Genomic DNA, 24,780 nt, shown 5'->3' with positions numbered 1-24,780 from the left:
GTTCAAATTTTGTTGATTTAATCATACCGATCTACGCAATCAAACAAAACAAAAAACAGGTGAAAAAGCATAATGCCTCTTCACCTGTTTTCCATTTCAAGCACCTGTTTTTTTACAGGCAAATAAGTGCAGCAGAGTATGCGGGGGTGTAACTCTGCTGCGCCGGGTCATGGTCATAAGAATGACATAACCCAACTGGTTATCAGCCCCCTAAGGTCCGAATATCAAAACCTTTTTTGAAATTTATGGGGCAAATTATTAACCGGCTTATTATTTTGCGTCAACACCCAAACGCGATAAAATGCGAGAAATAACCCTCGTCGCAGCATCTTATGATTGAAGCCTTTATTCCACGTGCAGTGTAGATTGCATTATTTTGGATTCAACCGGTTTGAAGATCCAAAAACGGGGAAAATTGATAATTAAATCGATTAATTTGCTCTCGAATGCGAATCAGTTGCTTTTTGTGGTTTTTTATAAGAACCGTTTTTCAAACGTTCCTTTTCAAGGTCTGTTGGTAGCGGATAGTCTGGCACTAGCAAATTCAAAACGTCCTTCCACTGCGGCAGTTGATTAGTCTGTCAATTGTTTTCCATTGCAATGATTTTTCCGGCATTTTCGGGCATTTTTCAGGCATGTTTTCTTTCCGACATGTTTTCTTTCCGGAAGTTTTCCGGCAGTTTTTTTGCCAGATTTTCAAATCAAGTTCAGCTTTGACGAAATTTCCGGTGTGTTCAACCCGATGTGTTCAACCCGATGTGTTCAAAAAAGACGGAATATTTTTCAACCTGAAATCACGCAGATCATTTTTAATGATCTTAAATTGATATTCAACGTAACCAGCCCCATGCATTGCAGTTTAACGTTCAATGCTCACAAACGGCTATTACGGTCATATTCCATAAAACGGCAATTAATCGTTCATTTTCAAAGCTTGAATAAACGCCTCTTGCGGTATTTCAACCTTACCGAATTGGCGCATACGCTTTTTGCCTTCTTTCTGCTTTTCGAGAAGCTTACGCTTGCGGCTGACATCGCCACCATAACATTTGGCTGTCACATCTTTACGCAAAGCGCGGATATTCTCGCGAGCGATAATCTTGCCACCAATGGCGGCCTGTATCGGGATCTGGAACATGTGTTGAGGAATGAGTTCCTTCAATTTTTCACACATTGACCGGCCACGTTTTTCAGCGGCAGAACGGTGCACGAGAACAGAAAGTGCATCCACCGGCTCTCCATTCACAAGAATGGACATTTTGACGAGATCACCTTCTCGATAGTCCGTTACATGATAATCGAAGGATGCATAGCCTTTCGAGATCGACTTCAGACGGTCATAAAAATCGAAAACCACCTCGTTTAGCGGTAAATCATAGGTAACCATCGCACGAGTGCCGACATAGGAAAGGTCAACCTGCACCCCGCGACGATCCTGACAAAGTTTTAAAATTGCGCCGAGATATTCATCCGGCGACATAATCGTGGCGCGTATCCACGGCTCTTCAATAGAAGCAATCTTCACAATGTCGGGCATGTCGGCCGGATTATGCAGCTCTTTGACTGATCCATCGGTCATATTGATGCGGTAGACAACAGAAGGAGCCGTAGCAATAAGGTCGAGATTGAACTCGCGTTCGAGCCTTTCTTCAATGATTTCAAGATGCAAAAGCCCTAAAAAACCGCACCGGAAACCGAAACCCAAAGCTGCGGACGTTTCCATTTCAAAAGAAAAACTTGCGTCATTCAAGCGCAGTTTCCCCATCGCCGCTCGAAGATCGGCAAAGTCGTCGGCATCAACCGGAAACAGGCCACAGAAAACCACCGGCTGGGCAGGTTTGAAGCCCGGCAAAGCATGGTCACACGGGCGATGATCTTCGGTAATGGTATCGCCAACGCGGGTATCGGCCACTTCCTTGATAGAGGCGGTGATAAAACCCAATTCGCCCGGCCCCAAATCTTCAATCGTAGCCATTTTAGGGGTAAAGACACCAACACGCTCGACCGGATATTTTGCATCGGTTCCCATCATGCGGATTGTCTGGCCTTTTTTCAAAACGCCGTCGATAACACGCACAAGAACAATGACACCGAGATAGGCATCATACCAGCTATCGACCAGCATTGCTTTCAGCGGTTTATTGCGATCGCCCTCCCGCGGTGCAGGCAATTTATGAACAATCGCTTCCAGAACCTGATCGACTCCCATACCGGTCTTGGCAGAAATTTCAATCGCATCACTGGCATCTATGCCGATAACTTCTTCTATCTGTTCTTTGACGCGTTCCGGTTCGGCGGCGGGCAAATCAACCTTGTTGAGGACAACGACCAGTTCATGATTATTGTCGATTGCCTGATAGACATTGGCAAGCGTTTGTGCTTCCACACCTTGAGACGCATCGACAACCAGAAGCGACCCTTCACAGGCCGCTAGAGAGCGTGAAACTTCATAAGCAAAGTCGACATGACCCGGTGTGTCGATCAGATTCAGAATGTAGGTTTCACCATTTTTTGCTTTGTAATGGAGCCGCACCGTTTGCGCTTTGATGGTGATGCCGCGTTCGCGCTCGATATCCATGGAATCGAGCACCTGTTCTTTCATTTCACGTTGGGCAAGACCGCCTGTCATCTGGATGAGCCGGTCAGCCAAAGTTGATTTTCCGTGGTCGATATGAGCCACGATGGAAAAATTCCGTATATGGTCGCGATCTATTGTCATGAAATGCGATTTAGCAAGGAACGCAAAGAAACGCAAAGCCGAAATGAACGTTAAAAAGCTTGTTCATGGAAATCTTTTTCTTTCCACAGAAGTGGTTCCAATCGTCGCCCGAATTTTACCTCGAATATTGTCGCTGTTTTTCATTTCGGGAAAACGATAAAACACAATATGACTTTGTGACTTCCCGTCATTATGGGGCATTTTGCTGCGACAATGCTCATAAAACAATGCCAACAAAAGAGTCGGTTCAATTTTGAAATCCCGACGCTACACACATTTCAAATAATCCGTTACGAGCAAATAACACAGTCAATTATAAGCAGATCATTCTCACTATACGGGTAGTCTTATCGCTATATAGGTAGTTTTTGAAAAACCGGCCTTTATGCTTTCAGCCTGCTTTATCTATGGCTGCGGCATTTTCCGGCTTTTTCGGTTTCAACTCGGAAACCAGAATGCCGATAATAATCAACAGCGCACCAAATAGTGCCGATTGGGGTAAACGCTCGCCTGCGATTCGCCCCATCAGGCCGGCCCATATCGGCTCGCCAGTGTAGATGATGGTGGCGCGTGTCGGCGAGACCGATTTTTGTGCCCAGTTCATCGTAAGCTGTATCAGCGCACTCATTGCAGCCAGACCTGAACCGGCCAAAACCCAACCCCATGAAAATGAAGGAACAGTTTCGCCATTGAACGGCATTGCAGCAAAAGAAAAAATACCGGCAATAAAAAGCTGCACAACAGTAACACGCCGACTATCGACCCGCCCCGCAAAAAGACTGATAAGAACAATTTCCGAAGCAATTGCAAATGCCGATAAAAGAGTAAAAAATTCGCCTTTTGAAAAGGCCAAGCCTTGAAATCCCTGACCGGATACGAGAAGCAGACCGATAAAAGCAAAAGCAATGCCGATAAAACTCGTGAGCCCCGGTTTTTTGCGCAAAATTGCCCATTGTAACAAAGGGACCAAAGGCACATAAACAGCGGTAATAAACGCCGACTGACTGCTTGCAATTGTCTTTAATCCGGCTGTTTGTAAGCCATAGCCGAGACATATCGGCAAACCGATAACGATACCGGCGAAAAACTCGTGAATTGTCAAGTTTTTGAGGCTGCGCCAAAAAATGGCACTGGCAAATAGGCCGGCAAGAATGAAACGGAATCCGACGAAAAACAGCGGCCCGCTTGAGCGCATGGCGAGCTGGACGATCAGAAAAGTCGTTCCCCAAAGGAAGGTAATGCCGATCAGGGCAAGTTCTTGCCTCGTCAGAAGAAAAATCGACTTTGTTCTGTCTCCGGTCATTCAGCAGGACCCATTGAGGCGACCTACCAGATCATGGAGAAAAGTTTCCAGTTCAACAGCTTCAAAATCGACAAAAGCCGGAATTTCTTTATCCTCGTTATGACCAACCAGAATTGTCGTCATGCCGAGTTCTTTACAGGTTGAAAGATTGGCAAGATTGTCTTCAAACATTGCCGTTTTTTCCGGATCGATTGAAAAATGTCCTAAAAATCTGTGATAGGCTTGCCGGTAAGGCTTGGGCAGAAAATCGGTAAATGTCACATCATAAATGCCGTCAAAACAGTTTTCCAATCCACGATGTGCCAGAACACGGCCAGCGTGAGCACGGTCACCGTTTGTGAAAATGAATTTGCGTCCGGGCAAACTTTTAATATCTTCGGCAAGCTGCGGATCTTTTTTTAACGGCGAATAGTCGATATTATGAACATCTCTCAAATAGTCTTTTACATCGACAAAATATTCTTCGATCATTCCACGTAGAGCGCCGCCATAAGTTTGCCTGAAATATTGGCGAAATTTTTTGACCTCTTCATCATCGTCAAGTTCCAACTGTTTTTTGACATAGGCACTGATACGTTTGTCGATCTGTGCCCAAAGCCCGCTATTACGCGGGTAAAGCGTATCATCCAGATCAAACACCCAGACATTGATGGCTTTTAGCCGTGAAACCGCTTGTTCGTTCATCATGGCACAATCAACGTACCCGCGCCGCGTTCGGTGAAAAGTTCAAGCAAAACAGAATGGGCCGTTTTGCCATTCAGAATAACAACGCCTTCAACACCGCGATCAATCGCCTGTATGCAGGTTTCAACTTTCGGTATCATGCCGCCCGATATAGTGCCGTCATGAATAAGCGTTTCACATTGTTTGACTGTCAATTCTTTATAAAGAACACCGTTTTTGTCGAGAACACCGGGAACATCCGTCAGGAACAACAGACGCTTGGCTTTTAGTGCACCCGCAATTGCACCGGCAAAAACATCGGCATTGATGTTGTAAGTGTTGCCATCCCTACCCGGTGCAACCGGCGCAATGACCGGTATCATCTCGGAGCGGGCAAGCAGATCAAGAAGTGTGCGATCAACTTCCACCGGTTCGCCGACAAAACCCAAATCAAGAATACGCTCAATATTGGAATCGGGATCGATCACTTTTTTCTGGGCTTTTTCGGCAAAAACCATATTGCCATCTTTGCCGCAAAGGCCGATAGCCCATTCGCCTTCGGCATTAATCATTGCAACAATTTCTTTGTTGATCGAACCGGCCAGAACCATTTCGACAACTTCGACAGTTTTGGCGTCGGTTACACGAAGTCCACCTTCAAACTTCGATTCAATTCCCATTTTTCCAAGGAGTTTTGCAATTTGCGGGCCGCCGCCATGAACGACAATCGGGTTGATACCGGATTGCTTGAGAAGCGCAATATCGCGGGCAAAAGCACGACCCAGTTCAGGGTCTCCCATAGCATGACCGCCATATTTGACCACAACTGTCTTGTTCTCGTATTTCTGCATATAAGGCAAAGCTGCAGAAAGCAGCGCAGCCTGTCTTTCAGCAACATCGGCAGCGTCGGTCGTTAAATCATCCATTAAAATCGCCCTCCTCGGAGTTACGGAAAGATTTGAATCGACATTTTCATATCAAGAAATTTTTCCGTCTCAAACCGTTAATACATGTAATTACCATCACGTTATCGCAATGCGAGGTATTTTTCTATCAATACAATTTAACACTGGACAGAATTTTTTACCCCGCCGGTTCTGAATAGATAAATTTGCTTGTCATGCTTTAAAAATTGGTCGAGCGGGAAAAACGAAAATTCTGTAACCGAATAAACAAAGGGCGGTGCACCCGCGAAAAAATAGAGTAATAAGGCTAACGTTGCGGCTGTGACAGATTTCAAACGTCAACCATTTTGGTCTTGAAGGCTATAAATGCTATCCGATTTTTCCGTTTCACTTAACGTTTTTACTTAACGGTTTCTCTTAGCGGTTTTTGGCAATAAAGAAATCAATAAAAGCACGAAGAGCTGCGCGCATTTTTTGTTGCGGATAATAAATGTAAAACCCCGAAAATGGCGGTGTCCAATCTTCCATTACTTTTACGAGCTTGCCCTGACTGATCTCGTCTTTCACATAATTTTCAAATATATAAGCCAATCCGGTATGCTGAAGCACTGCGTCGATAACCAATTGATGGCTATTGACGACGAGCTGTTCGGGAGGAGTAACCGTCAATTTTTTCCGGCCTTTCTCGAATTCCCACACATAAGTGCGTTGTTCGTTGAAACGATATAAAATTGCTCTATGGTTTTTCAAATCGACAGGGTGGCAGGGAACCGGATGGTTTTCAAAATATTTTGGCGTCGCGACAAGAACGCTTTTCAAATCGCCACCAATTTTTGCGGCAATCATATCTTTTTCGACATGCTCGTGAATGCGTATGCCTGCGTCATAACCGGATTTTACAATGTCGACAAACCGGTTATCAATCACGAGATCAAGGATAATATCGGGATAGGCTTCTGCGAATGCTCCGAGATAAGGAGAAATAAGAAATTTTGCCGCCGAATAGCCGGTATTGATCCGCAAAAGACCGGAAACATTGTCATGCGTTGCTTTTGCCGCGTTAAAACCGTCTTCTATCATTCCCAAAGCGGAAGCCGTTTGGCGAATGAGCACTTTTCCGGCAGGGCTTAATCCCAGACTGCGAGTCGTACGGTTAAAAAGCTGTACATCCAAACTTTCTTCCAATTTTCCAATCGCGTAAGATACGGCAGAAGGTGCAATATTCAGCCTTTTTGCGGCGGCGCGAAAACTACCTTCTTCAACGACTGTTTCAAAAATCAATAAATGGGAAAGCTGTTGACGATCCATGGTTTTTACTTTTTTCTATTGTTCTAATTATTCGATCACATTTAGCAAATTAAACAGGATAAACAAACAGTAATAATTCTTCTAGATTCGTTACAGCGGTAAAAACATAAAGATAACAAAAAGGAATTGAGTATGAAGAAACGCAAAATCGGTGCATTGACTGTCTCGGAAATCGGACTTGGTTGCATGGGCTTTACACATGCTTATGGCGGCGATGATGAACAATCGGCGATCAAAACATTGCATCGTGCGGTTGAACTTGGCGTTACCCTTTTTGATACGGCCGAAATGTATGGCCCTTTCAATAACGAAATTCTTGTCGGTAAAGCGCTAAAACCATTTCGCGATCAGGTGGTCATTGCCACAAAATTCGGTTTTAAACTTGAGCGTCAGCCTGATGGCCACATTGATGCCACCGGTGTTGACGGGCGACCGGAACATGTGCGTGAGGTTGCCGAAGCCTCGCTCAAACGTTTGGGCGTCGATGTCATTGATCTTCTCTATCAGCATCGGGTTGATCCGGATGTGCCGATTGAAGATACGGTCGGTGCCATGGCCGATCTCGTCAAAGAAGGCAAAGTGCGTGCGCTTGGCCTTTCGGAAGCAAACAGCGAAACGCTAAGACGCGCTTCAAAGGTTCATCAGATCAGTGCACTCCAAAGTGAATATTCGCTCTGGACACGCGATCCCGAAAAGGAAATTTTGGCAACATGTCGCGAGCTTAACATTGGCTTTGTCCCGTATAGTCCCTTGGGACGCGGTTTTTTCGCCAGTGATTTTACAACAAAAAGCTTGGGCGCTAACGATTTCCGTCGTTTGCTGCCGCGTTTTCAGGAAGGTGCTTTTGAAAAAAATCGGCAGATTATTACCGAAATGGAAAAAATGGCAAAAGAGAAAAATGCCACCGTTGCACAGCTTGCATTGGCATGGGTTTTAAGCCGTGGCGATTTTATCGTACCGATACCGGGGGCAAGAAAAATCCGCCATCTGGAAGACAATGTTGCTGCCACCGAAATTCAACTCACAAAAGATGATTGCGTGCGGCTTGAAAATATTGTCAGCCCCGATAAAGTTGCCGGAAAACGGTATGATGACAGCCGTTTGAAATTGGTTGACAAATAACCGGTTTCCGATTTTTCAACAGGATTGCTCCGGCTTAAAGTCTATAGGCCGGAGCAGATCTCATTCCGTGAGATGAGACACTTAATCACTTTTACCTGTCAGGCTGAAACGCGATTATCAAATGGCGTAATTGCGCACAGTTTTTCAACTTATCGAAATCATAGCAGCCACCAGAGGTTTTCTCCCCTAAAAATCGGGAAATTTTCCGGTATGCAACGCCAGCCTGTTTCTTGTCTGCGCATTTTTATATGTTCATCTCTTATAGCAAAGAAATGCCGACATCCGGGAAATGTAAAAAACCGTCTTCGATTATCAAATTCTTGAATCCGGTTTTCTATTCAAGGAAAGTTTGGACAGCCGGAATCTTCGCCGGTGTCCGATTGATTTTTCATTATCAATCGTATTTTCAAACGGCCGATTGCTTCGGATTGCAGCAGCTTTCCTAGCCAATTTGTTCCAACGTATATGGCAAGGCATCACGCTGGTTATAATTGACCGTTAAACGATGTTTTAGCGGCGGTGCTGCCCTGTTCGGACACCGCGTGCGTGGACAAATCCTGCAAGAAATGCCGATCGGTTCATAGGCTGCATTATTATCAAGATTAAGGCCATCGGCATAAACAAATTGCGACGCATTCGATATTTCACAGCCGAATGCCAAGGCATAATGGGGATGCGGACTATGGTAACCGCCATTTCTTTTCACTACCTGAACAGCCAGACAAAGATAGCGCACACCATCGGGCGTTTCGGCAAGTTGGCGGATGATATTGCCCGGCGTTTCAAAAGCCTGATGTGCATTCCATACCGGACAGGCCGCGCCATAACGGCCGAATTGCAATTTCACAGCACTATGACGCTTGGTTATATTTCCGGCACGGTCGATGCGCGCAAAGAAAATCGGCACACCCTTCAGACCTGGCCGTTGCAAAGTTGAAAGCCGGTGACAAACCTGTTCCAAAGAAACGCTGAAACGGGCGGCAAGCAATTCTATATCATGACGAAGCGCACTGGCTGCACGCATAAAAGGTTTATAGGGAAGAATGAGCGCACCGGCAAAATAGTTGTAAAGCCCGATGCGACATATTTCATTGGCTTCCTCCGATTTGAAAGATGCTTTTTTGATGATTTCATCACAAAGCGGATCCGCTTCAAATCGTGCAAGTTGGATAGCCAATTCAAAAGTGCGTTGTTGCGGCGCTATATAAGGATTCAAAGTCAAAATACGGCTCACCGGATCATAACGGCGTACCATACCATCGTCAGCAGTTCCCCAGTTGACACTGACCTGATATTTTTTTTCAAGCCGTTCGATAATGGCCGAATGATTATCGCGTTCCCCGATACCCATTTCGCCCGCAAGATCTTCTGCACTCCGGTCGAGGTCATCAATATAATTATCCATGAAATGGAAAAAGTCGCGCACCTCTTCATAAGGTAAAATTTCTGTGAGCCCACCCGCTTGCAACCATCCGTCGGTACTTGCCAATTGTTCGGAAGCCAGACGGTAGGCCTGATGGCAAGTAATCAAAGCACGCGCAAGGCCAGGGGCATTTTGTGTAATAAGCCGCAATTCCTGCATAGCTGCGCGGTGATTCTTGAATAGAGGATCGGTTAAAGTTTCGCTCAGAGCGGAAAGCAGCCGGTCGTCCTCACCCGAAGAAAGACTAGAAATATCAATATGAAATTTTTCAGCCAAAGACAGCAGAACCGCAGCCGATACAGGCCTTTGATTGTTTTCGATCTGATTGAGATATGAAGTGGAAATACCTATGCGCTCGGCAAAATGAGCCTGCGTCAATTTCTGGTCTTCCCGCAATTTACGAACTTTTCTTCCAATATAAAGTTTTCCGATAGACATTTTTTTCACAATTTCGCAATTTACAATTTGCATTTTTATAACTTATGCATTCGCACACGATCAAGCTTTATTATTTTTTTCGCTGTGTTAGCCTTGGATTGTCGGAGGAAAAAAAAGCTTTGTCTTTTATGAATAGGATATATGTGGGAGGAAAAGAAAAGGCAGCGTGGGAGAGCGCGCCTTTTCTTTTTTTACCTTTATTGGTTATCTCTACAACATCAACAAAACAGTAAAATCTGCTCTTTAAAATTTTTTAAAAATCATGAGAGTCATAACGGATAGATTATTTTACTGGGAAAAACATAGCGCAGTCCATCCGGAACAGCCCCGAATGAGAAATAAACATCAGATACTCTACATAAAACGACCGGAAATATGCATTATGCAGACACTTCGTCCATAACCGGCCATATAAATTCAACTTAAACAAAATGTCGCAATCCCGCTCGATTTCTATTTCCGGCTATCTCGCTCGAAAAACCGGCATTCACCTTGCCAAAATCCGGTTCCTGCTAAACAACACCAATTTGCATAGAACTATGTTTCAAAGAAATTCTATTCCCGCAAAACTTATAAAACGAACAAAAGCCGCAGAACCGGAATCTGCTGCTTTGTTGGCAACAACTATAGCAAAGCGATGACTTTCGGGGATGACTTTCAAAAACAACTTTCAGGGACAACTTTCAGAAACAAACAGTGTTGCTGCAATCTTCAACTTATTTTAGATGTTACAACAACAAATACCTCGATTTTCTCTCCGGAAGAAGGATAAAGACACAGCAACCGGAGAGGTTATTCTAGGTTTCATTATACTAAGGAGTTTTATCTGTGCGTCACTTTGGTCGTTTAAATCATGTAGCTATCGCCGTACCGGATCTTGAACAAGCCGCAGAACTTTATCGCTCGGTCAATGGCAATATCACCACTGTACAGGAATTGCCGGAATACGGCGTAAAGGTTGTTTTTGTTGAACTATCCAATACCAGACTGGAACTTATGACACCTTTGGGCGACCATTCGGAAATTGCGGATTTTCTTGAAAAGAACCCTTCTGGCGGCCTTCATCATATTTGTTTTGAAGTTGAAAACATTTTAGAAATGCGTGACCAGTTGATAGAAGAGGGAATTACAATTCTGGGTGACGGGAACCCGAAACCGGGTGCTCGTGGCAAACCGGTATTGTTTATTGACCCGCAAAATTTTGATGGCACATTGGTCGAATTAGAAGAGCAATAAGCACGAAAAACGCTTTGCTATCTATCAAACCGAATGGGGGGCTGCCTCAAGAACGGTTGCACCGGCAATAGAAAACAATCTTTTTTCTTCTTCGTCCATTTTCTTGTCGGTAATCAATGTCCATTTGGCAGGACACTTTGCCCAACAATGCTGTTCTGCCCGATTTATTTTATCAGCATCAGCCATTACGACTGTGTTACGCGCCCTTTGCATCATTGCTTCTTTTAAAATAGTCTGCTCCAGACTTGCTTCACATAAGCCCAACCCCGGAACGACACCGTCAGCACTCGTGAAAAAATAGTCTGCCGTAAATGATTCAAGATTTTTGATCGCAAGAGCGCCGAAAATGCCCATACTGGTATTCCGGCATTTACCGCCGATTATTGTCAGTTCCAGATTCGTTTTTCCTTCAAAAAGCGGCACCAGCATAAGGTTATTTGTAATAATGTGAAGCTTACGCTCTTTCAATAAATGCCCTAACGCGCAGACTGTCGAACCGGCATCAAGTAGAATGGTGTCGCCGTCGGAAACCAATTCATTGGCCTGCTTGGCAATACTATGTTTGCTATCGCTATGACGTGCCATACGCTCGACAAAAGACGTTTCCGGCACAGCCTGACTGAGCACCGCACCGCCATAGGTTCGCTGAATATGGCCGTTTTTTTCAAGTTGTTGCAAATCACGCCGGATTGTTGAAGCAGACACACCAAATTTTTCTGCCATTGCCTCGACATTGACAATGCCGACCTTGATCGCGTGGATGAGGCATGTGAGTCGTTCCTTGCGGGTCATAGCAGCTTTGTTCTCCAACAAAAAGACTTTGAGTTCAGGAATATATATTCCTGAACTCTCCGTCTTTATTTTGCAACATAAGTCCTATCCGTTTCAAATAGAACTTGCTGTTCGTCTATTCCGGTTATTATACCAGATGACACGAAACAAAACTACAAAAACACTATTCCGTTCGTGGTGCGAGTTCGGCAGCCTGCCGCAATGCTTCGACCATCGATTGCTCGTCGGCAATTCCCTTTCCGGCAATATCGAAAGCTGTACCGTGATCGACAGATGTACGAATGACAGGTAGACCCACCGTAATATTGACGCCGCTTTCAAGCCCTAGAACTTTTATCGGTATGTGTCCCTGATCGTGATACATGGCAACAACCATATCATAATCACCCCGACCGGCGAGATAGAACAATGTATCGGCAGGAAGTGGCCCTACAACATTCCAGCCTTTTGCCTGACAAGCCTTGACAGCAGGAACGATTTTCTTTTCTTCCTCGCCGTAACCGAAAAGTCCATTTTCTCCGGCATGCGGGTTGATTGCACAAACAGCAATCTTGGGGTTTTTCATGCCACGCTTGACAAGAACGTTATGCCCACGTGAAATTACCCTTTCGACAAGACCGGGTTCTATCTTCGCGATTGCGTCAATCAAGCCGATATGTGTCGTAACATGGATGACTCGTAATTTGGGCGAGACCAGCATCATGGAAACTTCCGGCGTATGGGTGAGATGGGCCAGAAGTTCTGTATGTCCGGGAAAATTGTGTCCTGCATTATGCAATGCTTCCTTGCAAAGTGGAGCCGTGCAAATAGCATCAGCCTTGTTATCCATGACAATTTCAGCCGCCTTTTTTATATATTGATAAGCGGCCTCGCCGGATTCTTTCAGTACAACGCCGAATGGATGATTGGCTTTCAACAATTTCAAATCAAGACAATCGACTGTGCCGAATTCACATTTTGCTTCCTCGACATCGTTTATCGAGCGGACATCAAGGCCAGCGTGAACAATTTTACCTGCTTCTTCCAGACGCAATGCATCGCCAATGACAACAGGCGAGCACATATCATAAACATCTTTATGTTTTAGCGCTTTCATAATAACTTCCGGCCCGATTCCGGAAGGATCACCCATTGTAATTACGATTTTCGGCTTATTCATCAAAGTTTTCCTTTATTCCTTATGTCGGAAAGTCTGTCGAAAATTTTCACCAGACTGTTTTCATCACCAAAGGCTCCCGCTTTCGTGGCGATTGGTACGACAATTTTTCCACGCGTTATACCGAGACAAACACCTGCTTCAATCTCGTCTTCCAAAGTAATGCCGTTCACTCCTAATGCATCCATCAAATAAGTTGCAGTTTCACCACCGGTTGCGGCAAAACCGGCGAGATCACTCCCCACACATTGAAGTGCTCCGGCAAGATCGAGAGCAAGCCGCGATCCAAGTGACATATCAACATTCTTACCCACGGTAATTTCAACCAATATATCATCGCCCTTTCGCAAAGCCTCTGCCACGTCGTGCGAAAAACCGGCAATCCCTGCTCCTCCTTCTAAGAGAACATCCGGATCAACAGGGAAATGCCGCAGCAAACGGGTATCCAACAGCTTCTTTGCGCTCAGGCGGGAAGCTTTGGCCAACGACCCCACCACAATCATGATGCCACCTTCATTTTTCACATTTATTGTGGCGTTGCGCAGCCTTGCAGGGCATCTTGCAGCAAAAGCGTGCGCAAGACCTGCACTTCCTATAAAGAAATGTGATGAATCCGCTTTGGAAAAAGCATTGGCAATCTGTTGCAGATCTTCGGGCGTTTCGGCATCAAAAATAAAAACGAAATCTTTATTTTGCTGCTCGATATTCTCAATATAGGCAGACAGTCTATTGGCGTCTTGCCTTAAGGTTTCGAGATCTATAACAAAAGCTTTCAAACCGACATCATGAAGAATCTGCTTTAGATCGGATGTCGGATAAGTATGGTCACGCGCCCAAAGCTCGGTATTTTCCAGCCCGATATTGTTGACAAAAATCTTTCCGCCTCTGGTGGTACGCTCTGTCGCAGGAAATGCCGGTGCCAGAACGCCCACGGCACGCCCCGTATGCTGTTTCAGAAAATCGGACGTTGCAGCAATGACAGCTCCCGGTTGCCCCCGTAATGTCGAATCTATCTTACAAAACAGGAATGCTTGCGGCGACCAGAGTTTTTCCAATGTTTGACGCTGGAGACGGACACTCTCGCTTACATTCAATTCGCGACTGTCAATATTATAAGAAAATATTTGTGCCCGATCTGTCAGCGAAGGATAGGCATTCTTCCAGCCGACGGTCGCTGTTGCTCCCTGACGGCAAAAGGCGATTGCACAATCGGCTGCACCGGTGAGATCATCTGCCAGAATAAGCCAGTTTTTCATAATGCCACTCCCTTATTCCAAACCGGTTTCTTCTCCGGCTTCTGCTACCGGTCTCCCGTATTTTTTAGAAACCCAGGCTGTAACGAATGGCACTAATACTGTTGTCACCACAACGCAGGCCGCAACAAGCATTGTTGCCGGAATTGCTGCATCTGCATAAGCCGGATTGGCGGAAGCGACAATTGCCGGTACGGCGGCAGCATTACCGGCTGTGGATGCAGCCGCTACACCGGCAACACCTGTGCCGCCGGTTAACCTGTCGGCAAAAAACAGCGGAATTCCGGTAATGATGACCACGCCCACTCCCATGGCAAGTCCTAAAAGTCCGGCTTGCCAGACCTTGGAAAGATCAAGTGAACCTCCAAGGGCGAAAGCAAAAAACGGAATCATCACACCGCTGGCTTTACCAAGAAATTCACGCATTTCCTTGTCGAGATTACCCAATATCATTCCGACAACCAGTGGTAAAATGCTGCCAACCAATGCTTGCCATGGGAAGGCAGAAAGCCCCGCCACTCCTAATGTAATCATAGTTAGAAACGGTCCTGACTCCAAACACATGATCGTATAGGCTCCGACATCGCGCGGGCGCCCGTATTGCCCCATCAGTGCCATATAAAGACCGCCATTTGTATCGTTCAGAGCTGCCACCAGTGCCAAGGTCGAAACGCCCGCAAAAATACCGGAAGTAATCGGCGCCTCACCTAAAAACCTGCCGGCAATAACACCAACCAGAATGGCTATGCCCACCTTCACGATAAATAATGTTCCACCTTTTTTAATAATGTAGGGAGCTGCTTTAAAATTGATGCTTGCCCCCATACAAACATAAAAAACTGCCAGTATCGGCAACGAACCTTTAAAAAGCGCTCCGGTGAATGAACCGAAAAACCCCGGCGCTTCAGGGAAAAAAGTAGCTATCACTGCACCAATCAGGAGGGGAACAACCATCATTCCTCCAGGTACTTTTTCAATCCCGCGTTTTATAGGTATTTGCATTTCGATTCACTCCCTGAAATTTGCCTCCACAAATCGAGACAATTCGTACTCTTCAAGGATATTAATTGCGTATTTTGCGCAGTTCGTCAATTGTAAATGCCAATATTAAGCTTAAAAATGCGTATTTTGCGCAATTAAGGCGCGGTTATTGTTCATTTTGTGCTTTTTATAGACATAATTGATTTTGTTGATTTGAAAGAACTTTTTCTAACAGAGAGGATTTTTCACACTATCAATTGTGCAAAAGACAACTGCCACACTATTCGTATCAAACGAAGAAAAACATATAAAACAGTAATATCGGGCGGGAGTGGTATCACTCTGACAGAAGCCTGAAATGGCGAACATTTTATAATATGACAGGGGTTACAATCGTCACTTCATAATAGTCACTTCATAATAAATGGGTTGATAACCATCACGTCACAGCACGCTTGATCTTTATCGGGGATTTTTCATCACCTGTTAAAGCCAGTTAAACCCTATTCAATATTGAATTTTCAAGCCGCTCCGGTCACTTGTTTCAAGCTATAAATAACGCGAATAAAAGCGAATAAAAAAGCTCAAGCCAGTTCGCTGATAATATAATTCAGCACCATGCGGCCTTTTCCTGTTGCACGGATGCGGCTATTGCCCACCATTTCTACAAGGCCTTGTTGTTGAAGATCGGCAACTTTTTTCTGGTTCAATCCGTGATTTGCCAGTTTCTCGTAGCGGGCAAGATCAAGCCCTTCGGTGAGGCGCAGACCCATCAAGACCATTTCTTCCGCCTGTTCACTTTTTGTCAAATGTTCTTCTTCAACAATACCGTGACCTTGTTTTTCAACCAGTTCCAACCAGCGTTCGGGGATTTTTTCGGTGATCGTTACCAATCGCCGATCCGGAAAATCGCCATTTGAAACAGGAAGAAACCTGCCATGCGCCCCCGGACCAATACCGACATATTGCTGATAGCGCCAATAAATGAGATTGTGTTGCGACTGCGCATTGGCGGCTGCATGATTGGATATTTCATAAGCAGGAAGCCCGCGACTTTCGGTTATTTCCTGTGTGAGATCATAAAGATCGGCACTCAAATCCGCCTCCGGCAATTTAAGCTTTCCGGCTTTATAGAGCCTGTCAAACCCCGTGCCTTCTTCAATGGTCAATTGATAAAGCGAAAGATGGTCGGCTGCGAGATCAATTGCTTCTTCCAGTTCATGTTTCCACGAATGCAATGTCTGGTTGGGGCGCGCATAAATAAGGTCAAAGGAAAGCCGTGGGAAAATCTCGCGTGCAAGGCCAATAGCAAAACGTGCCTGTTCGACATTATGAATGCGCCCCAAGCGTTTCAATTCTTCATCGTTCAATGACTGGACGCCCAAGGAAAGCCGGTTGACACCGGCTGAACGATAACCATGAAAACGCCCGGCCTCGACGCTTGAAGGATTGGCTTCCATTGTAATTTCGGCATTGTCCACAATCGGCCAATAACGATCAATGCTTTTCAAGAGTGATTCGACTGTTTTTGGCGACATCAGCGATGGCGTACCACCGCCGATAAAAACAGTCGTTGCCTTATGGGCTCCTGTCCATTCACGCACTGTTGCCATTTCTCTTGCAAAAGCTTTGGCAAAACGGTCTTCATCCACGCCTTTCAACCGGACATAGGAATTGAAGTCGCAATAAGGACATTTGGCGGCACAAAACGGCCAATGGACGTAAATACCGAATGGCTCGTCCATCAGTTTTCCAGTAACGCTTCGGCAAATTGTTTGAACGCCCGTGCGCGGTGTGACAAAGCATGTTTGTCGCCCGGCTTCCAACCATGTTTTTCCTCTGCCGTCATTTCACCGAATGTTTTGTCATAACCTTCCGGCTGGAAGATAGGATCGAAACCGAAACCCTTTTTGCCACGCGGCGGCCAGACCAAAGTGCCTTCGATTTCACCGCGAAAATATTCCGCATGTCCATCAGGCCAGGCAAGGCAAAGCACCGAGACAAAACGGCCATGCCGTTTATCAGGCGTTGTTGCACCTTTCTTTTCCAATGCATCTTCAACTTTTTTCATTGCTTTGTCGAAATCGCGGTGTCCGTCAGGTTCTATCGCCCAATCGGCAGTATAAACGCCGGGTGCCTTGTCAAGAGCGTCTGCCTCAAGTCCTGAATCGTCCGACAATGCCGGCAAACCTGTCGATTTGGCTGCAAAAAAAGCCTTGATATAGGCGTTTTCTTCAAATTTCGTGCCGGTTTCTTCCGGTTCTTCCAATCCCAATTCACCCGCCGATGTGGTTTCAAACCCGAACGGGCCAATAAGATCGGCTATTTCCCTGAGTTTTCCGGAATTATGCGTTGCAACAACCAGTTTTTTCCCTTCAAGCTTTCTCATCGATAATCACCTTTCAGGAAGCTATCACTTTCTTCTGCAATTCAATCAAATCATGAATGCCGCTTTTTGCCAGAGACATCAATGTTGAAAACTGCTCTTCACTGAACGGGTCGCCTTCTGCAGTGCCCTGTATTTCGACAATTCCGCCTTTGCCGGTCATCACGAAATTGGCATCGGTTTCGGCATTGGAATCTTCTGCATAATCGAGATCGAGCACCGGCGTTCCCTGATAAATACCGCAGGAAATTGCTGCAACATGGTCTTTCAGTACCTTATTGCGCAAAACCATCTGGCGTGTTTCCATAAAACCCAGACAATCATAAAGGGCAACCCATGCGCCGGTGATTGATGCTGTGCGGGTTCCGCCATCAGCCTGAATAACATCACAATCAATCGTAATCTGCATTTCGCCCAAGGCTTTCAAATCAACGACCGAACGCAACGAGCGGCCGATGAGACGCTGGATTTCCATGGTGCGCCCACCCTGTTTGCCCGAAGCGGCCTCGCGGCGCATTCTTTCACCGGTTGAACGGGGCAACATACCATATTCGGCGGTAACCCATCCTTTGCCGGAATTGCGCATCCAGTTGGGGACACGTTCTTCAAGGCTTGCTGTACATAACACATGGGTATCACCGAACTTGACCAGACATGACCCTTCGGCATGTTTGTTCACATGACGTTCAAACGAAACGGCACGCATCTCGTTGCTGGCACGATTGGACGGGCGCATAAATATTCCTTTCCCTGAAGCGTTGTTTGAAGCATCTTTAGACCATTTGACCCGTGTTTGGCAAAACTTATATAGAAGGAAAGAAATTCTGTCATTGAAGGAATATGATGAAACACGCCACCATTCCGGATGAATTGAAAAGTCTCGACGAAAGATCCCGCGATATTTTCAGGCGAATTGTCGAAACCTATTTGAGCGAAGGAGACCCGGTCGGGTCGGCCAATCTGTCCCGACAATTGCCACAAAGCCTTTCTCCGGCGACCATTCGCACAATTATGAGCGATCTCGAACATCTCGGCCTTATCTATTCGCCCCATATTTCTGCCGGTCGTATGCCGACACAATCGGGTTTGAGGTTTTTTGTCGACGCTTTTATCGAAGTTGGCGACCTTCCGGAAGACGAACGCAAAGCCATAGAAACACAGGTTGAAGAAGCCGGTCATAGCCAATCGGTCGAACAATTCCTGACCGGTGCGAGCCAGATTCTATCCGGTCTTTCACGTGGTGCCGGACTGGTTTTGTCGACAAAAAACGAAGGAACACTCAAACATATCGAATTTGTACGGCTTGATTCTTCCCGCGCCATGGCAGTTCTCGTAACCCAAAATGGTGATGTGGAAAATCGTATTGTCAATTTGCCCGAAGGGGTAACATTGTCGCAATTAAGCGAAGCCACCAATTTTCTGAACGCCCATATTCAGGGACGAACTTTAAGCGAAGCCAAGGCTGAAATCTCGAGGCAGAGAGAAGAGACCAAGGCAGCTCTTGATGAATTGTCGCAACATCTCGTCGATCAGGGGCTTGCCGTTTGGGGAGGCGAAGATCAGGGGCGCAAAACCCAACTTATTGTGCGCGGGCGCGGCAACCTTCTGGAAGATGTCAAAGCCGCAGAAGATATTGAACGTTTGCGCCATCTTTTTGATGATCTTGAAACACGTGAAAGCATGATGCAGCTTCTTGATCTCGCCGAGGAAGGTTCAGGTGTGCGTATTTTTATCGGTTCTGAAAACAAGTTGTTTTCGTTATCCGGCTCCTCTCTTATCGTTGCGCCTTATTGCGATTCAAACCAGCATGTTCTTGGCGCTCTCGGCGTTATCGGGCCAACCCGTTTGAATTATGCGCGTATTGTTCCGATGGTCGACTATACTGCCCAACTTGTCTCGCGACTTCTCAAATAGACGTAAATCAAACGCCGGTAAATATATTAAAACTTCCGCTTCTATTGCACTTATCGGCTAGAGATGGGATACTTTCCGGATAGGCCCTGTCATTGTCCGCCCCTTTCCGCAAGCCACATCTGTTTTATGGGCTGCATTTGTTTTACGGAAAGTACAAAGGAGAGCATCCCATGAAAGCCGTTTTCATCCATGCCGTTGTACTACTGAATGCGTTTTTATTTTTCACTCTATCCGGATTTGCCGAACCTGTGCATTTTGTTCTGGCACTCGCCCGCAGCACAACAACGCCGGCGGAAGAAACATTTACCTATGCCATTCCCAAACAACTCGGCTATTTTCAGGAAGAAAATATCAATCCGTCATTGCTCTTTACCGATGGCTCCACAGCAGCTCTTCAGGCAGTTGCATCCGGTTCTGCCGATATTGCCTATGCGTCATCTGCCAATATTGCCGCTGCCGTTGATAAAGGTGTGCCGCTCAAGGCATTTGCCGGAATAACGGTCAGATGGCCTTATTTTATCGGTGTCCCGAAAGGCTCCACTATCAAATCCATTGCCGATCTTAAAGGAAAACGGGTGGGCGTAATCAGTCTGGCTTCGGCTTCTTATGCCGATTTACGGGCGAATTTAAAAATTGCCGGCTTGAAAGAAAATGACGTTACAATTGTCCCTGTTGGTGCAGGTGCGCGCGCGGCAGCCGCGCTCAATGCGAAGGATATCGACGCAGTCGACAGCTATTCCGACAGTTTTACCGTTATGCGTCAAAACGGCGTTGAATTCGATCTTTTGCAACGCCCTGAAGAAATGAACCGCCTTTTCAGCGTTACTATGGTCACAAGCCAGAAAATATTCGATGACAAGCCACATGAACTTTCGGCTTTTGCACGCGCTGCCTATAAAGGCATGATTTACACCAAACTTTATCCCGATAGTGCCTTGAAACTTGCTTTTAAAGAATTCCCCGAACTGGGAGGTTCTGATAATCCGACAGGACAGGATGCCAAAAATACTGCCGAAGCAATGGCCATAGCACTTGCCGATTCGACACCGGCTGACAAACCGGATCCGGCAAGTTGGGGAAAATGGCTTGATATTCCTGATGAACGCTGGCAAGCAGTTTTGTCTTTTGCGCATCAAACAGGTTCAACCGAACGCCTGCTTCATGTAAAAGACGTTTGGAACAATTCCTTGATGCCGGAAATTTATAATTTCGATATCAAGGCAATTGTTAAAAAGGATTAATCCGTCTAAACCCACGGTTATTTACCTGAAAGATCGAGAAAACGTCTATGCCGTCTGTCAAAAAACCCCTTATCTCCATCAAGGGATTGCACAAATGCTATGAAAGTAAAAAAGACGGCACGATCGATGCGTTGAAAGATGTCAATCTTGAAATAGCCGAAGGTGCTTTTGTTGCACTCGTGGGACCATCCGGTTGTGGCAAAACGACTCTGCTTAAAATCCTTGCCGGTCTTGTTGACAATTTTTCCGGCGAAGTCATGCTTAATGACATCGCCGTTACCCGCCCTTCGCCGGAAGTAGGCTTTGTCTTTCAGGACCCTACGCTGCTTCCGTGGCGCACAATCCTGCAAAACATCCTCTTGCCGGTCGAATTGATGCATCTTGACAAAAAACAATATTATGACCGTGCTTTGATGTTGATGGAAACAGTGGGGCTTAAAGGGTTTGAAAACAAATTGCCCACCGAGCTTTCAGGCGGAATGCGCCAACGTGCCGGAATTTGCCGCGCCCTTATCCGTGACCCGAAAGTCCTGCTTATGGATGAGCCATTCGGGGCGCTTGATGCAATGACCCGCGAAGTTTTGAATGGCGAATTGCAAAATATCTGGCTTGAAAGCAAAAAAACCGTGCTTTTTGTTACCCATTCCATTCCCGAAGCGGTATTTCTTGCCGATAAGGTGGTGGTGATGAGCCCGCGTCCCGGCCATATCGAGGAAATTGTCGATGTCAAATTGCCCCGCCCGCGCGAACTTCAGGAATTGACAGATAAAAAAGTCGGAAAAATTTTAGGCCAAATAAGACAACATTTTGAAAATTTTAGTATGAATTGTTGAACTGCCGTTGCATATCCATCAAATCCTGTGATTGAGAAATCGGCAAAACCGCAGAAAGGCTGGCAATGTTTAAAAATGAAAAAACGCTTCAAGCATTGCTTGTTGTTGTTGTTTTTATTCTTGTTGTCGGCTTCTGGGAAACATCCGTGTGGCTGTGGCAGGTTCCGAACTATCTGTTGCCACCGCCCAGCCGCATTTTTTCCCAGCTCGTGCGGCTGCTGCAGTCAACCCTTTTCTGGGATAACCTCGGTGTTACAATGGTCGAAGTTTTGCTCGGCTATATTTGTGGCTTGGTGCTTGCGGCAATTCTCGGCATTGCCATTTCGCAAGTTCGCGTTTTCCAGCTCGCACTTTTGCCTTATATCATTGCCTTCCAGACGATACCGACGGTTGCTCTCGCACCGATTTTTCTGCAATGGTTCGGCTATGGCATCACATCAAAAATTGTTATGGCCGCACTTATTTCGTTTTTCCCCATGCTCATCAATGTCATTGCCGGTTTACAATCGGCAGGACGCGAAGAAATACAGATGCTCAAGGCTTTCGGTGCCAACGAAATACAGATTTTGCTGAAAGTAAAATTGCCGGCTTCCCTGCCGTTTGTATTTGCAGGTCTCGGCCTTGGCATTATCTTTGCCCTGATTGGCGCGATTGTTGCCGAATTTGTCGGCGCTCAAAAGGGGTTGGGCAAAATGCTTATGCAGTTCAACGAGCAGTTCAACATTGCCGGTCAATTCGCCATTCTTGTTATTCTGGCGCTCATTGGTGTTATCATGCATCTGATTGTCGGTTTCGCAAAACACAGAATCATTTTCTGGGATGGACAAAGATAACCTGATTTTTTGCCACCGGCTCGCAACATATCGCTTCAAAAAAACGTTATAATCAACGCGCAAAACAAAGAATTATTTGTTTCTTTTCCTGACATTTTAAGGAAAAATTGCCTTAAAATTTGAAAATGACACTCTGAATCACAATTTAAGCGAAGAGAACTTTCTTTTATGCGCAAGTTGAGTTAGATACTCTTAGAAACGCTCTAAAGAGTGTGAAGTTCGATTATTGGAATATACGGAATAGGCTTAGAGTTATGCGGATAAGGCTTGGAACACGGAAAAGTGCGTTAGCGCGCGTGCAAGCGGAAAGTGTGGCTAAGCTTTTGCGGGAGCTTGATCCTACGTTAACAGTTGAAACTGTCTTGCTTGGCTGTGTAGGTGACAAAGATAAGCACACGAGTTTTCAGGATATAGGCAATGTCGGTGTTTTCACCAAGAGTGGTGAAGAGGCATTGTTGAATCGGGAAGTGGATGTTGTTGTCCATTCTTTGAAAGATTTGCCGACAGTGCAGCCCGAAGGGCTTGTTCTGGCTTCGGTTCCCAAGCGTGAAGACCCGCGTGACGTTCTTTGCGGCTTGAAATTTGATGATATTCGCAGCAATCATCATAAAATCGGCACCGGCTCCATTCGTCGTGCTGCCCAGCTCAGATCGTTCTTTCCGGATATCGAGATTGTGCCGGTTCGTGGCAATGTACCGCCGAGATTGCGCCGTGCGGTTGACAAAAACGGTATTGACGCGACAATTCTTGCGGCTGCGGGATTAAAACGGCTTGGCCTTTTTGAAGACAGCATGGAATGTCTCAATCCGCAAATATTCCCCTATGCTGTTGCCCAAGGGGCTCTTGGTATAGAATGCCGTCAAGGCGACCGCGATATTCTAAGACTGCTTAAAGCAATTGAATGCAAAAAATCGCGTGCCGAAACCGACGCCGAACGTTCATTGATGAAATATCTCAATGCCGGATGCAATTTGCCTGTGGGTGTTTGCTCGACATGGAAAAACACAATGCTTTATATGAAAGCCACCGTAACAGGCGTTGACGGCTTGAAGCAGATTGTCGATTACGCGACAACTTGTACTTATGGCGTTGAAGAAATGGGCAAGGTTCTGGCGGAACGGCTACTTGATAAGGGAGCCGGCGAGCTGCTAAGAGCCTGCACAGTCAATAGCAATAGAAAAAAGGTCGAAAGCCTGCTAAAAGCTTGAATCCCGACAATTTTTCAACCGGCTACCGATTATCGGTTAAAAGCGGGGGGCTGAACGTATTTAGACTGTCGTTTTACGGTTTGCCTCTTGATTTTTCTCGCTAAAATTTCGATATCGAATTTAACAACTATTATCGAGAAGTAGGAATCCTATGTCTGAGGAAAAAAAGAAGTCTGGCGAAAGCGATATCAATAACCGTGACATAAAGAATCCGGCTGACAGAGATGCATTGAAACGTGCGGCCGATGATTTCTTGAAACAGCGCAAGGAAGAAGCGAAAGCCGAAGCCGAGGAAGATCAGGTTACCGATGAGGGGGCTGATCCGGTTGCTGCCGTGCAGGCAGAAAATGACGAACTGAAAGATCAGGTTTTGCGTCTCGCGGCTGAAATGGAAAATTTGCGCCGCCGCACTGCCCGTGACGTTGCCGATGCACGGTCCTATTCGGTTGCCAATTTCGCACGCGATATGCTTCAGGTTTCGGATAATCTCAACCGCGCTTTGCAGGCTATTCCCGAAGGTGCACGTGAAAAAGATTCCGGGCTGAATGCTTTGGCCGAAGGGGTTGAAATGACAGAACGCGCCATGATGGCAGCGTTGGAGCGCAATGGCGTGAAAAAAATTGAACCTGAAGGGCAAAAATTCGACCCGAATTTCCATCAGGCTATGTTTGAAATCCCGAATACCGATGTGCCAAACAACACCGTACAACAAGTTGTTCAGGCCGGTTATGTCATCGGAGATCGCGTATTACGTCCGGCCATGGTCGGTGTTTCCAAAGGTGGGCCGAAAGAAACAAATACGAAAAGCACGGAAAACGCCGAGCATAATGACAAGAAAGCGGATTAGAGCCTGTTTGCGCTTTAACCCGTATAACTGTACAAAAAAAGCTGTCAGGAAGCTCTCTGTCGAGGTTTAAAGTGTCGATCCGTTGTTCAGCTCTTTATTAAAGGCGGTAAAATTCCGCCTTTTTTAATTTTCTACAATTTCGAGCCTTCTTTTTTCTGAATGCTTTCGGGAAACTTCATCGTTTCATTCCCGTTGCACTGCGTAGGAAACATTGTTCCT

General features: G+C 45.9%; 21 protein-coding genes. 8 read left to right on the top strand and 13 right to left on the bottom strand.

The features are described from left to right. Positions 1-913 precede the first annotated feature (913 nt). The 5 genes from lepA to BBC0122_RS00305 form a co-directional block, all read right to left on the bottom strand. A complete protein-coding gene (gene lepA, locus BBC0122_RS00325; protein WP_077990286.1) occupies positions 914-2,719 on the bottom strand; it encodes a translation elongation factor 4 in 1,806 nt (601 codons plus the stop codon). Between the two features lie 391 nt (positions 2,720-3,110). Then, positions 3,111-4,022: a DMT family transporter gene (locus BBC0122_RS00320; protein ID WP_077990285.1), complete on the bottom strand. Its 912-nt coding sequence runs from the start codon at positions 4,020-4,022 to the stop codon at positions 3,111-3,113. Then, on the bottom strand, positions 4,023-4,709 hold the full coding sequence (locus BBC0122_RS00315) for a pyrimidine 5'-nucleotidase (protein ID WP_077990284.1): 687 nt from the start codon (positions 4,707-4,709) through the stop codon (positions 4,023-4,025). Beyond that, positions 4,706-5,611, bottom strand: coding sequence for an acetylglutamate kinase (gene argB / locus BBC0122_RS00310; protein ID WP_077990283.1), 906 nt, complete (start codon positions 5,609-5,611; stop codon positions 4,706-4,708). Before argB ends, BBC0122_RS00315 begins: the two co-directional genes overlap by 4 nt. 396 nt (positions 5,612-6,007) lie before the next feature. Then, positions 6,008-6,898 (bottom strand): LysR family transcriptional regulator, encoded by an 891-nt coding sequence (locus BBC0122_RS00305; protein WP_077990282.1) that lies wholly within the window; start codon positions 6,896-6,898, stop codon positions 6,008-6,010. A gap of 132 nt (positions 6,899-7,030) precedes the next feature. Between BBC0122_RS00305 and BBC0122_RS00300 the strand changes: the two genes are divergently transcribed. Next, a complete protein-coding gene (locus BBC0122_RS00300) occupies positions 7,031-8,020 on the top strand; it encodes an aldo/keto reductase (RefSeq protein ID WP_077990280.1) in 990 nt (329 codons plus the stop codon). 442 nt (positions 8,021-8,462) lie between these two features. On the opposite strand, the gene BBC0122_RS00290 is transcribed toward BBC0122_RS00300, so the two are convergent. Beyond that, positions 8,463-9,881, bottom strand: coding sequence for a helix-turn-helix domain-containing protein (locus BBC0122_RS00290; RefSeq protein ID WP_077994369.1), 1,419 nt, complete (start codon positions 9,879-9,881; stop codon positions 8,463-8,465). A gap of 828 nt (positions 9,882-10,709) precedes the next feature. Here BBC0122_RS00290 and mce point away from each other — a divergent pair. After that, positions 10,710-11,117 carry a methylmalonyl-CoA epimerase gene (gene mce / locus BBC0122_RS00280; RefSeq protein ID WP_077990275.1) on the top strand — a complete coding sequence of 136 codons (408 nt, stop codon included), beginning with the start codon at positions 10,710-10,712 and terminating at the stop codon, positions 11,115-11,117. A gap of 24 nt (positions 11,118-11,141) precedes the next feature. Here mce and BBC0122_RS00275 read toward each other — a convergent pair whose 3' ends face one another. The 7 genes from BBC0122_RS00275 to rph all read right to left on the bottom strand — a co-directional run bounded on the left by BBC0122_RS00275 (position 11,142) and on the right by rph (position 18,421). Beyond that, positions 11,142-11,909: a DeoR/GlpR family DNA-binding transcription regulator gene (locus BBC0122_RS00275; RefSeq protein WP_077994368.1), complete on the bottom strand. Its 768-nt coding sequence runs from the start codon at positions 11,907-11,909 to the stop codon at positions 11,142-11,144. A 163-nt stretch (positions 11,910-12,072) separates the two neighbouring features. Beyond that, a complete protein-coding gene (pdxA, locus tag BBC0122_RS00270; RefSeq protein ID WP_077990273.1) occupies positions 12,073-13,068 on the bottom strand; it encodes a 4-hydroxythreonine-4-phosphate dehydrogenase PdxA in 996 nt (331 codons plus the stop codon). Then, positions 13,068-14,321 carry a four-carbon acid sugar kinase family protein gene (locus BBC0122_RS00265; RefSeq protein ID WP_077990271.1) on the bottom strand — a complete coding sequence of 418 codons (1,254 nt, stop codon included), beginning with the start codon at positions 14,319-14,321 and terminating at the stop codon, positions 13,068-13,070. Before BBC0122_RS00265 ends, pdxA begins: the two co-directional genes overlap by 1 nt. Positions 14,322-14,333: 12 nt before the next feature. After that, a complete protein-coding gene (locus BBC0122_RS00260; protein WP_077990269.1) occupies positions 14,334-15,320 on the bottom strand; it encodes a 2-keto-3-deoxygluconate permease in 987 nt (328 codons plus the stop codon). 563 nt (positions 15,321-15,883) lie between these two features. Beyond that, complete coding sequence (hemW, locus tag BBC0122_RS00255) at positions 15,884-17,044, bottom strand: radical SAM family heme chaperone HemW (RefSeq protein WP_077990268.1); 1,161 nt, start codon at positions 17,042-17,044, stop codon at positions 15,884-15,886. Then, complete coding sequence (gene rdgB, locus BBC0122_RS00250; RefSeq protein WP_077990266.1) at positions 17,044-17,688, bottom strand: RdgB/HAM1 family non-canonical purine NTP pyrophosphatase; 645 nt, start codon at positions 17,686-17,688, stop codon at positions 17,044-17,046. The genes hemW and rdgB overlap by 1 nt, the downstream gene beginning before the upstream one ends. A 13-nt stretch (positions 17,689-17,701) precedes the next feature. After that, positions 17,702-18,421, bottom strand: a complete 720-nt coding sequence (gene rph, locus BBC0122_RS00245) for a ribonuclease PH (RefSeq protein ID WP_077990265.1) — start codon at positions 18,419-18,421, stop codon at positions 17,702-17,704. A 107-nt stretch (positions 18,422-18,528) separates the two neighbouring features. Here rph and hrcA point away from each other — a divergent pair, with 107 nt between their 5' ends. The 6 genes from hrcA (at position 18,529) to grpE (ending at position 24,561) form a co-directional block, all read left to right on the top strand. Beyond that, a complete protein-coding gene (gene hrcA, locus BBC0122_RS00240) occupies positions 18,529-19,599 on the top strand; it encodes a heat-inducible transcriptional repressor HrcA (RefSeq protein ID WP_077990263.1) in 1,071 nt (356 codons plus the stop codon). 170 nt (positions 19,600-19,769) lie between these two features. Beyond that, positions 19,770-20,840, top strand: coding sequence for an ABC transporter substrate-binding protein (locus BBC0122_RS00235; RefSeq protein ID WP_077990262.1), 1,071 nt, complete (start codon positions 19,770-19,772; stop codon positions 20,838-20,840). A 47-nt stretch (positions 20,841-20,887) separates the two neighbouring features. Beyond that, positions 20,888-21,673: an ABC transporter ATP-binding protein gene (locus BBC0122_RS00230; RefSeq protein ID WP_077990261.1), complete on the top strand. Its 786-nt coding sequence runs from the start codon at positions 20,888-20,890 to the stop codon at positions 21,671-21,673. A 65-nt stretch (positions 21,674-21,738) separates the two neighbouring features. Beyond that, a complete protein-coding gene (locus tag BBC0122_RS00225; protein ID WP_077990259.1) occupies positions 21,739-22,506 on the top strand; it encodes an ABC transporter permease in 768 nt (255 codons plus the stop codon). Between the two features lie 254 nt (positions 22,507-22,760). Further along, a complete protein-coding gene (hemC, locus tag BBC0122_RS00220) occupies positions 22,761-23,714 on the top strand; it encodes a hydroxymethylbilane synthase (protein ID WP_077990257.1) in 954 nt (317 codons plus the stop codon). Positions 23,715-23,865: 151 nt separating this feature from the next. Beyond that, positions 23,866-24,561: a nucleotide exchange factor GrpE gene (gene grpE, locus BBC0122_RS00215; RefSeq protein WP_077990255.1), complete on the top strand. Its 696-nt coding sequence runs from the start codon at positions 23,866-23,868 to the stop codon at positions 24,559-24,561. Positions 24,562-24,780: the final 219 nt, after the last annotated feature.

It is taken from the genome of Ditibartonella choladocola (genome assembly GCF_002007565.1).
GTDB classification, from domain to species: domain Bacteria; phylum Pseudomonadota; class Alphaproteobacteria; order Rhizobiales; family Rhizobiaceae; genus Bartonella; species Bartonella choladocola.
Note: the sequence above shows the minus strand (reverse complement) of the source record. Positions and strands in the feature narration are given on the sequence as shown.

Coding starts and splice junctions, on each gene's coding strand:
- BBC0122_RS00300 (WP_077990280.1), top strand. CDS start 7,031: ATGAAGAAACGCAAAATCGGTGCATTGACTGTCTCGGAAATCGGACTT.
- argB (WP_077990283.1), bottom strand. CDS start 5,611: ATGGATGATTTAACGACCGACGCTGCCGATGTTGCTGAAAGACAGGCT.
- BBC0122_RS00290 (WP_077994369.1), bottom strand. CDS start 9,881: ATGTCTATCGGAAAACTTTATATTGGAAGAAAAGTTCGTAAATTGCGG.
- BBC0122_RS00235 (WP_077990262.1), top strand. CDS start 19,770: ATGAAAGCCGTTTTCATCCATGCCGTTGTACTACTGAATGCGTTTTTA.
- rdgB (WP_077990266.1), bottom strand. CDS start 17,688: ATGAGAAAGCTTGAAGGGAAAAAACTGGTTGTTGCAACGCATAATTCC.
- BBC0122_RS00230 (WP_077990261.1), top strand. CDS start 20,888: ATGCCGTCTGTCAAAAAACCCCTTATCTCCATCAAGGGATTGCACAAA.
- pdxA (WP_077990273.1), bottom strand. CDS start 13,068: ATGAATAAGCCGAAAATCGTAATTACAATGGGTGATCCTTCCGGAATC.
- hrcA (WP_077990263.1), top strand. CDS start 18,529: ATGAAACACGCCACCATTCCGGATGAATTGAAAAGTCTCGACGAAAGA.
- BBC0122_RS00225 (WP_077990259.1), top strand. CDS start 21,739: ATGTTTAAAAATGAAAAAACGCTTCAAGCATTGCTTGTTGTTGTTGTT.
- BBC0122_RS00275 (WP_077994368.1), bottom strand. CDS start 11,909: ATGACCCGCAAGGAACGACTCACATGCCTCATCCACGCGATCAAGGTC.
- BBC0122_RS00320 (WP_077990285.1), bottom strand. CDS start 4,022: ATGACCGGAGACAGAACAAAGTCGATTTTTCTTCTGACGAGGCAAGAA.
- rph (WP_077990265.1), bottom strand. CDS start 18,421: ATGCGCCCGTCCAATCGTGCCAGCAACGAGATGCGTGCCGTTTCGTTT.
- grpE (WP_077990255.1), top strand. CDS start 23,866: ATGTCTGAGGAAAAAAAGAAGTCTGGCGAAAGCGATATCAATAACCGT.
- BBC0122_RS00265 (WP_077990271.1), bottom strand. CDS start 14,321: ATGAAAAACTGGCTTATTCTGGCAGATGATCTCACCGGTGCAGCCGAT.
- BBC0122_RS00315 (WP_077990284.1), bottom strand. CDS start 4,709: ATGATGAACGAACAAGCGGTTTCACGGCTAAAAGCCATCAATGTCTGG.
- hemC (WP_077990257.1), top strand. CDS start 22,761: ATGCGGATAAGGCTTGGAACACGGAAAAGTGCGTTAGCGCGCGTGCAA.
- BBC0122_RS00260 (WP_077990269.1), bottom strand. CDS start 15,320: ATGCAAATACCTATAAAACGCGGGATTGAAAAAGTACCTGGAGGAATG.
- BBC0122_RS00305 (WP_077990282.1), bottom strand. CDS start 6,898: ATGGATCGTCAACAGCTTTCCCATTTATTGATTTTTGAAACAGTCGTT.
- hemW (WP_077990268.1), bottom strand. CDS start 17,044: ATGGACGAGCCATTCGGTATTTACGTCCATTGGCCGTTTTGTGCCGCC.
- lepA (WP_077990286.1), bottom strand. CDS start 2,719: ATGACAATAGATCGCGACCATATACGGAATTTTTCCATCGTGGCTCAT.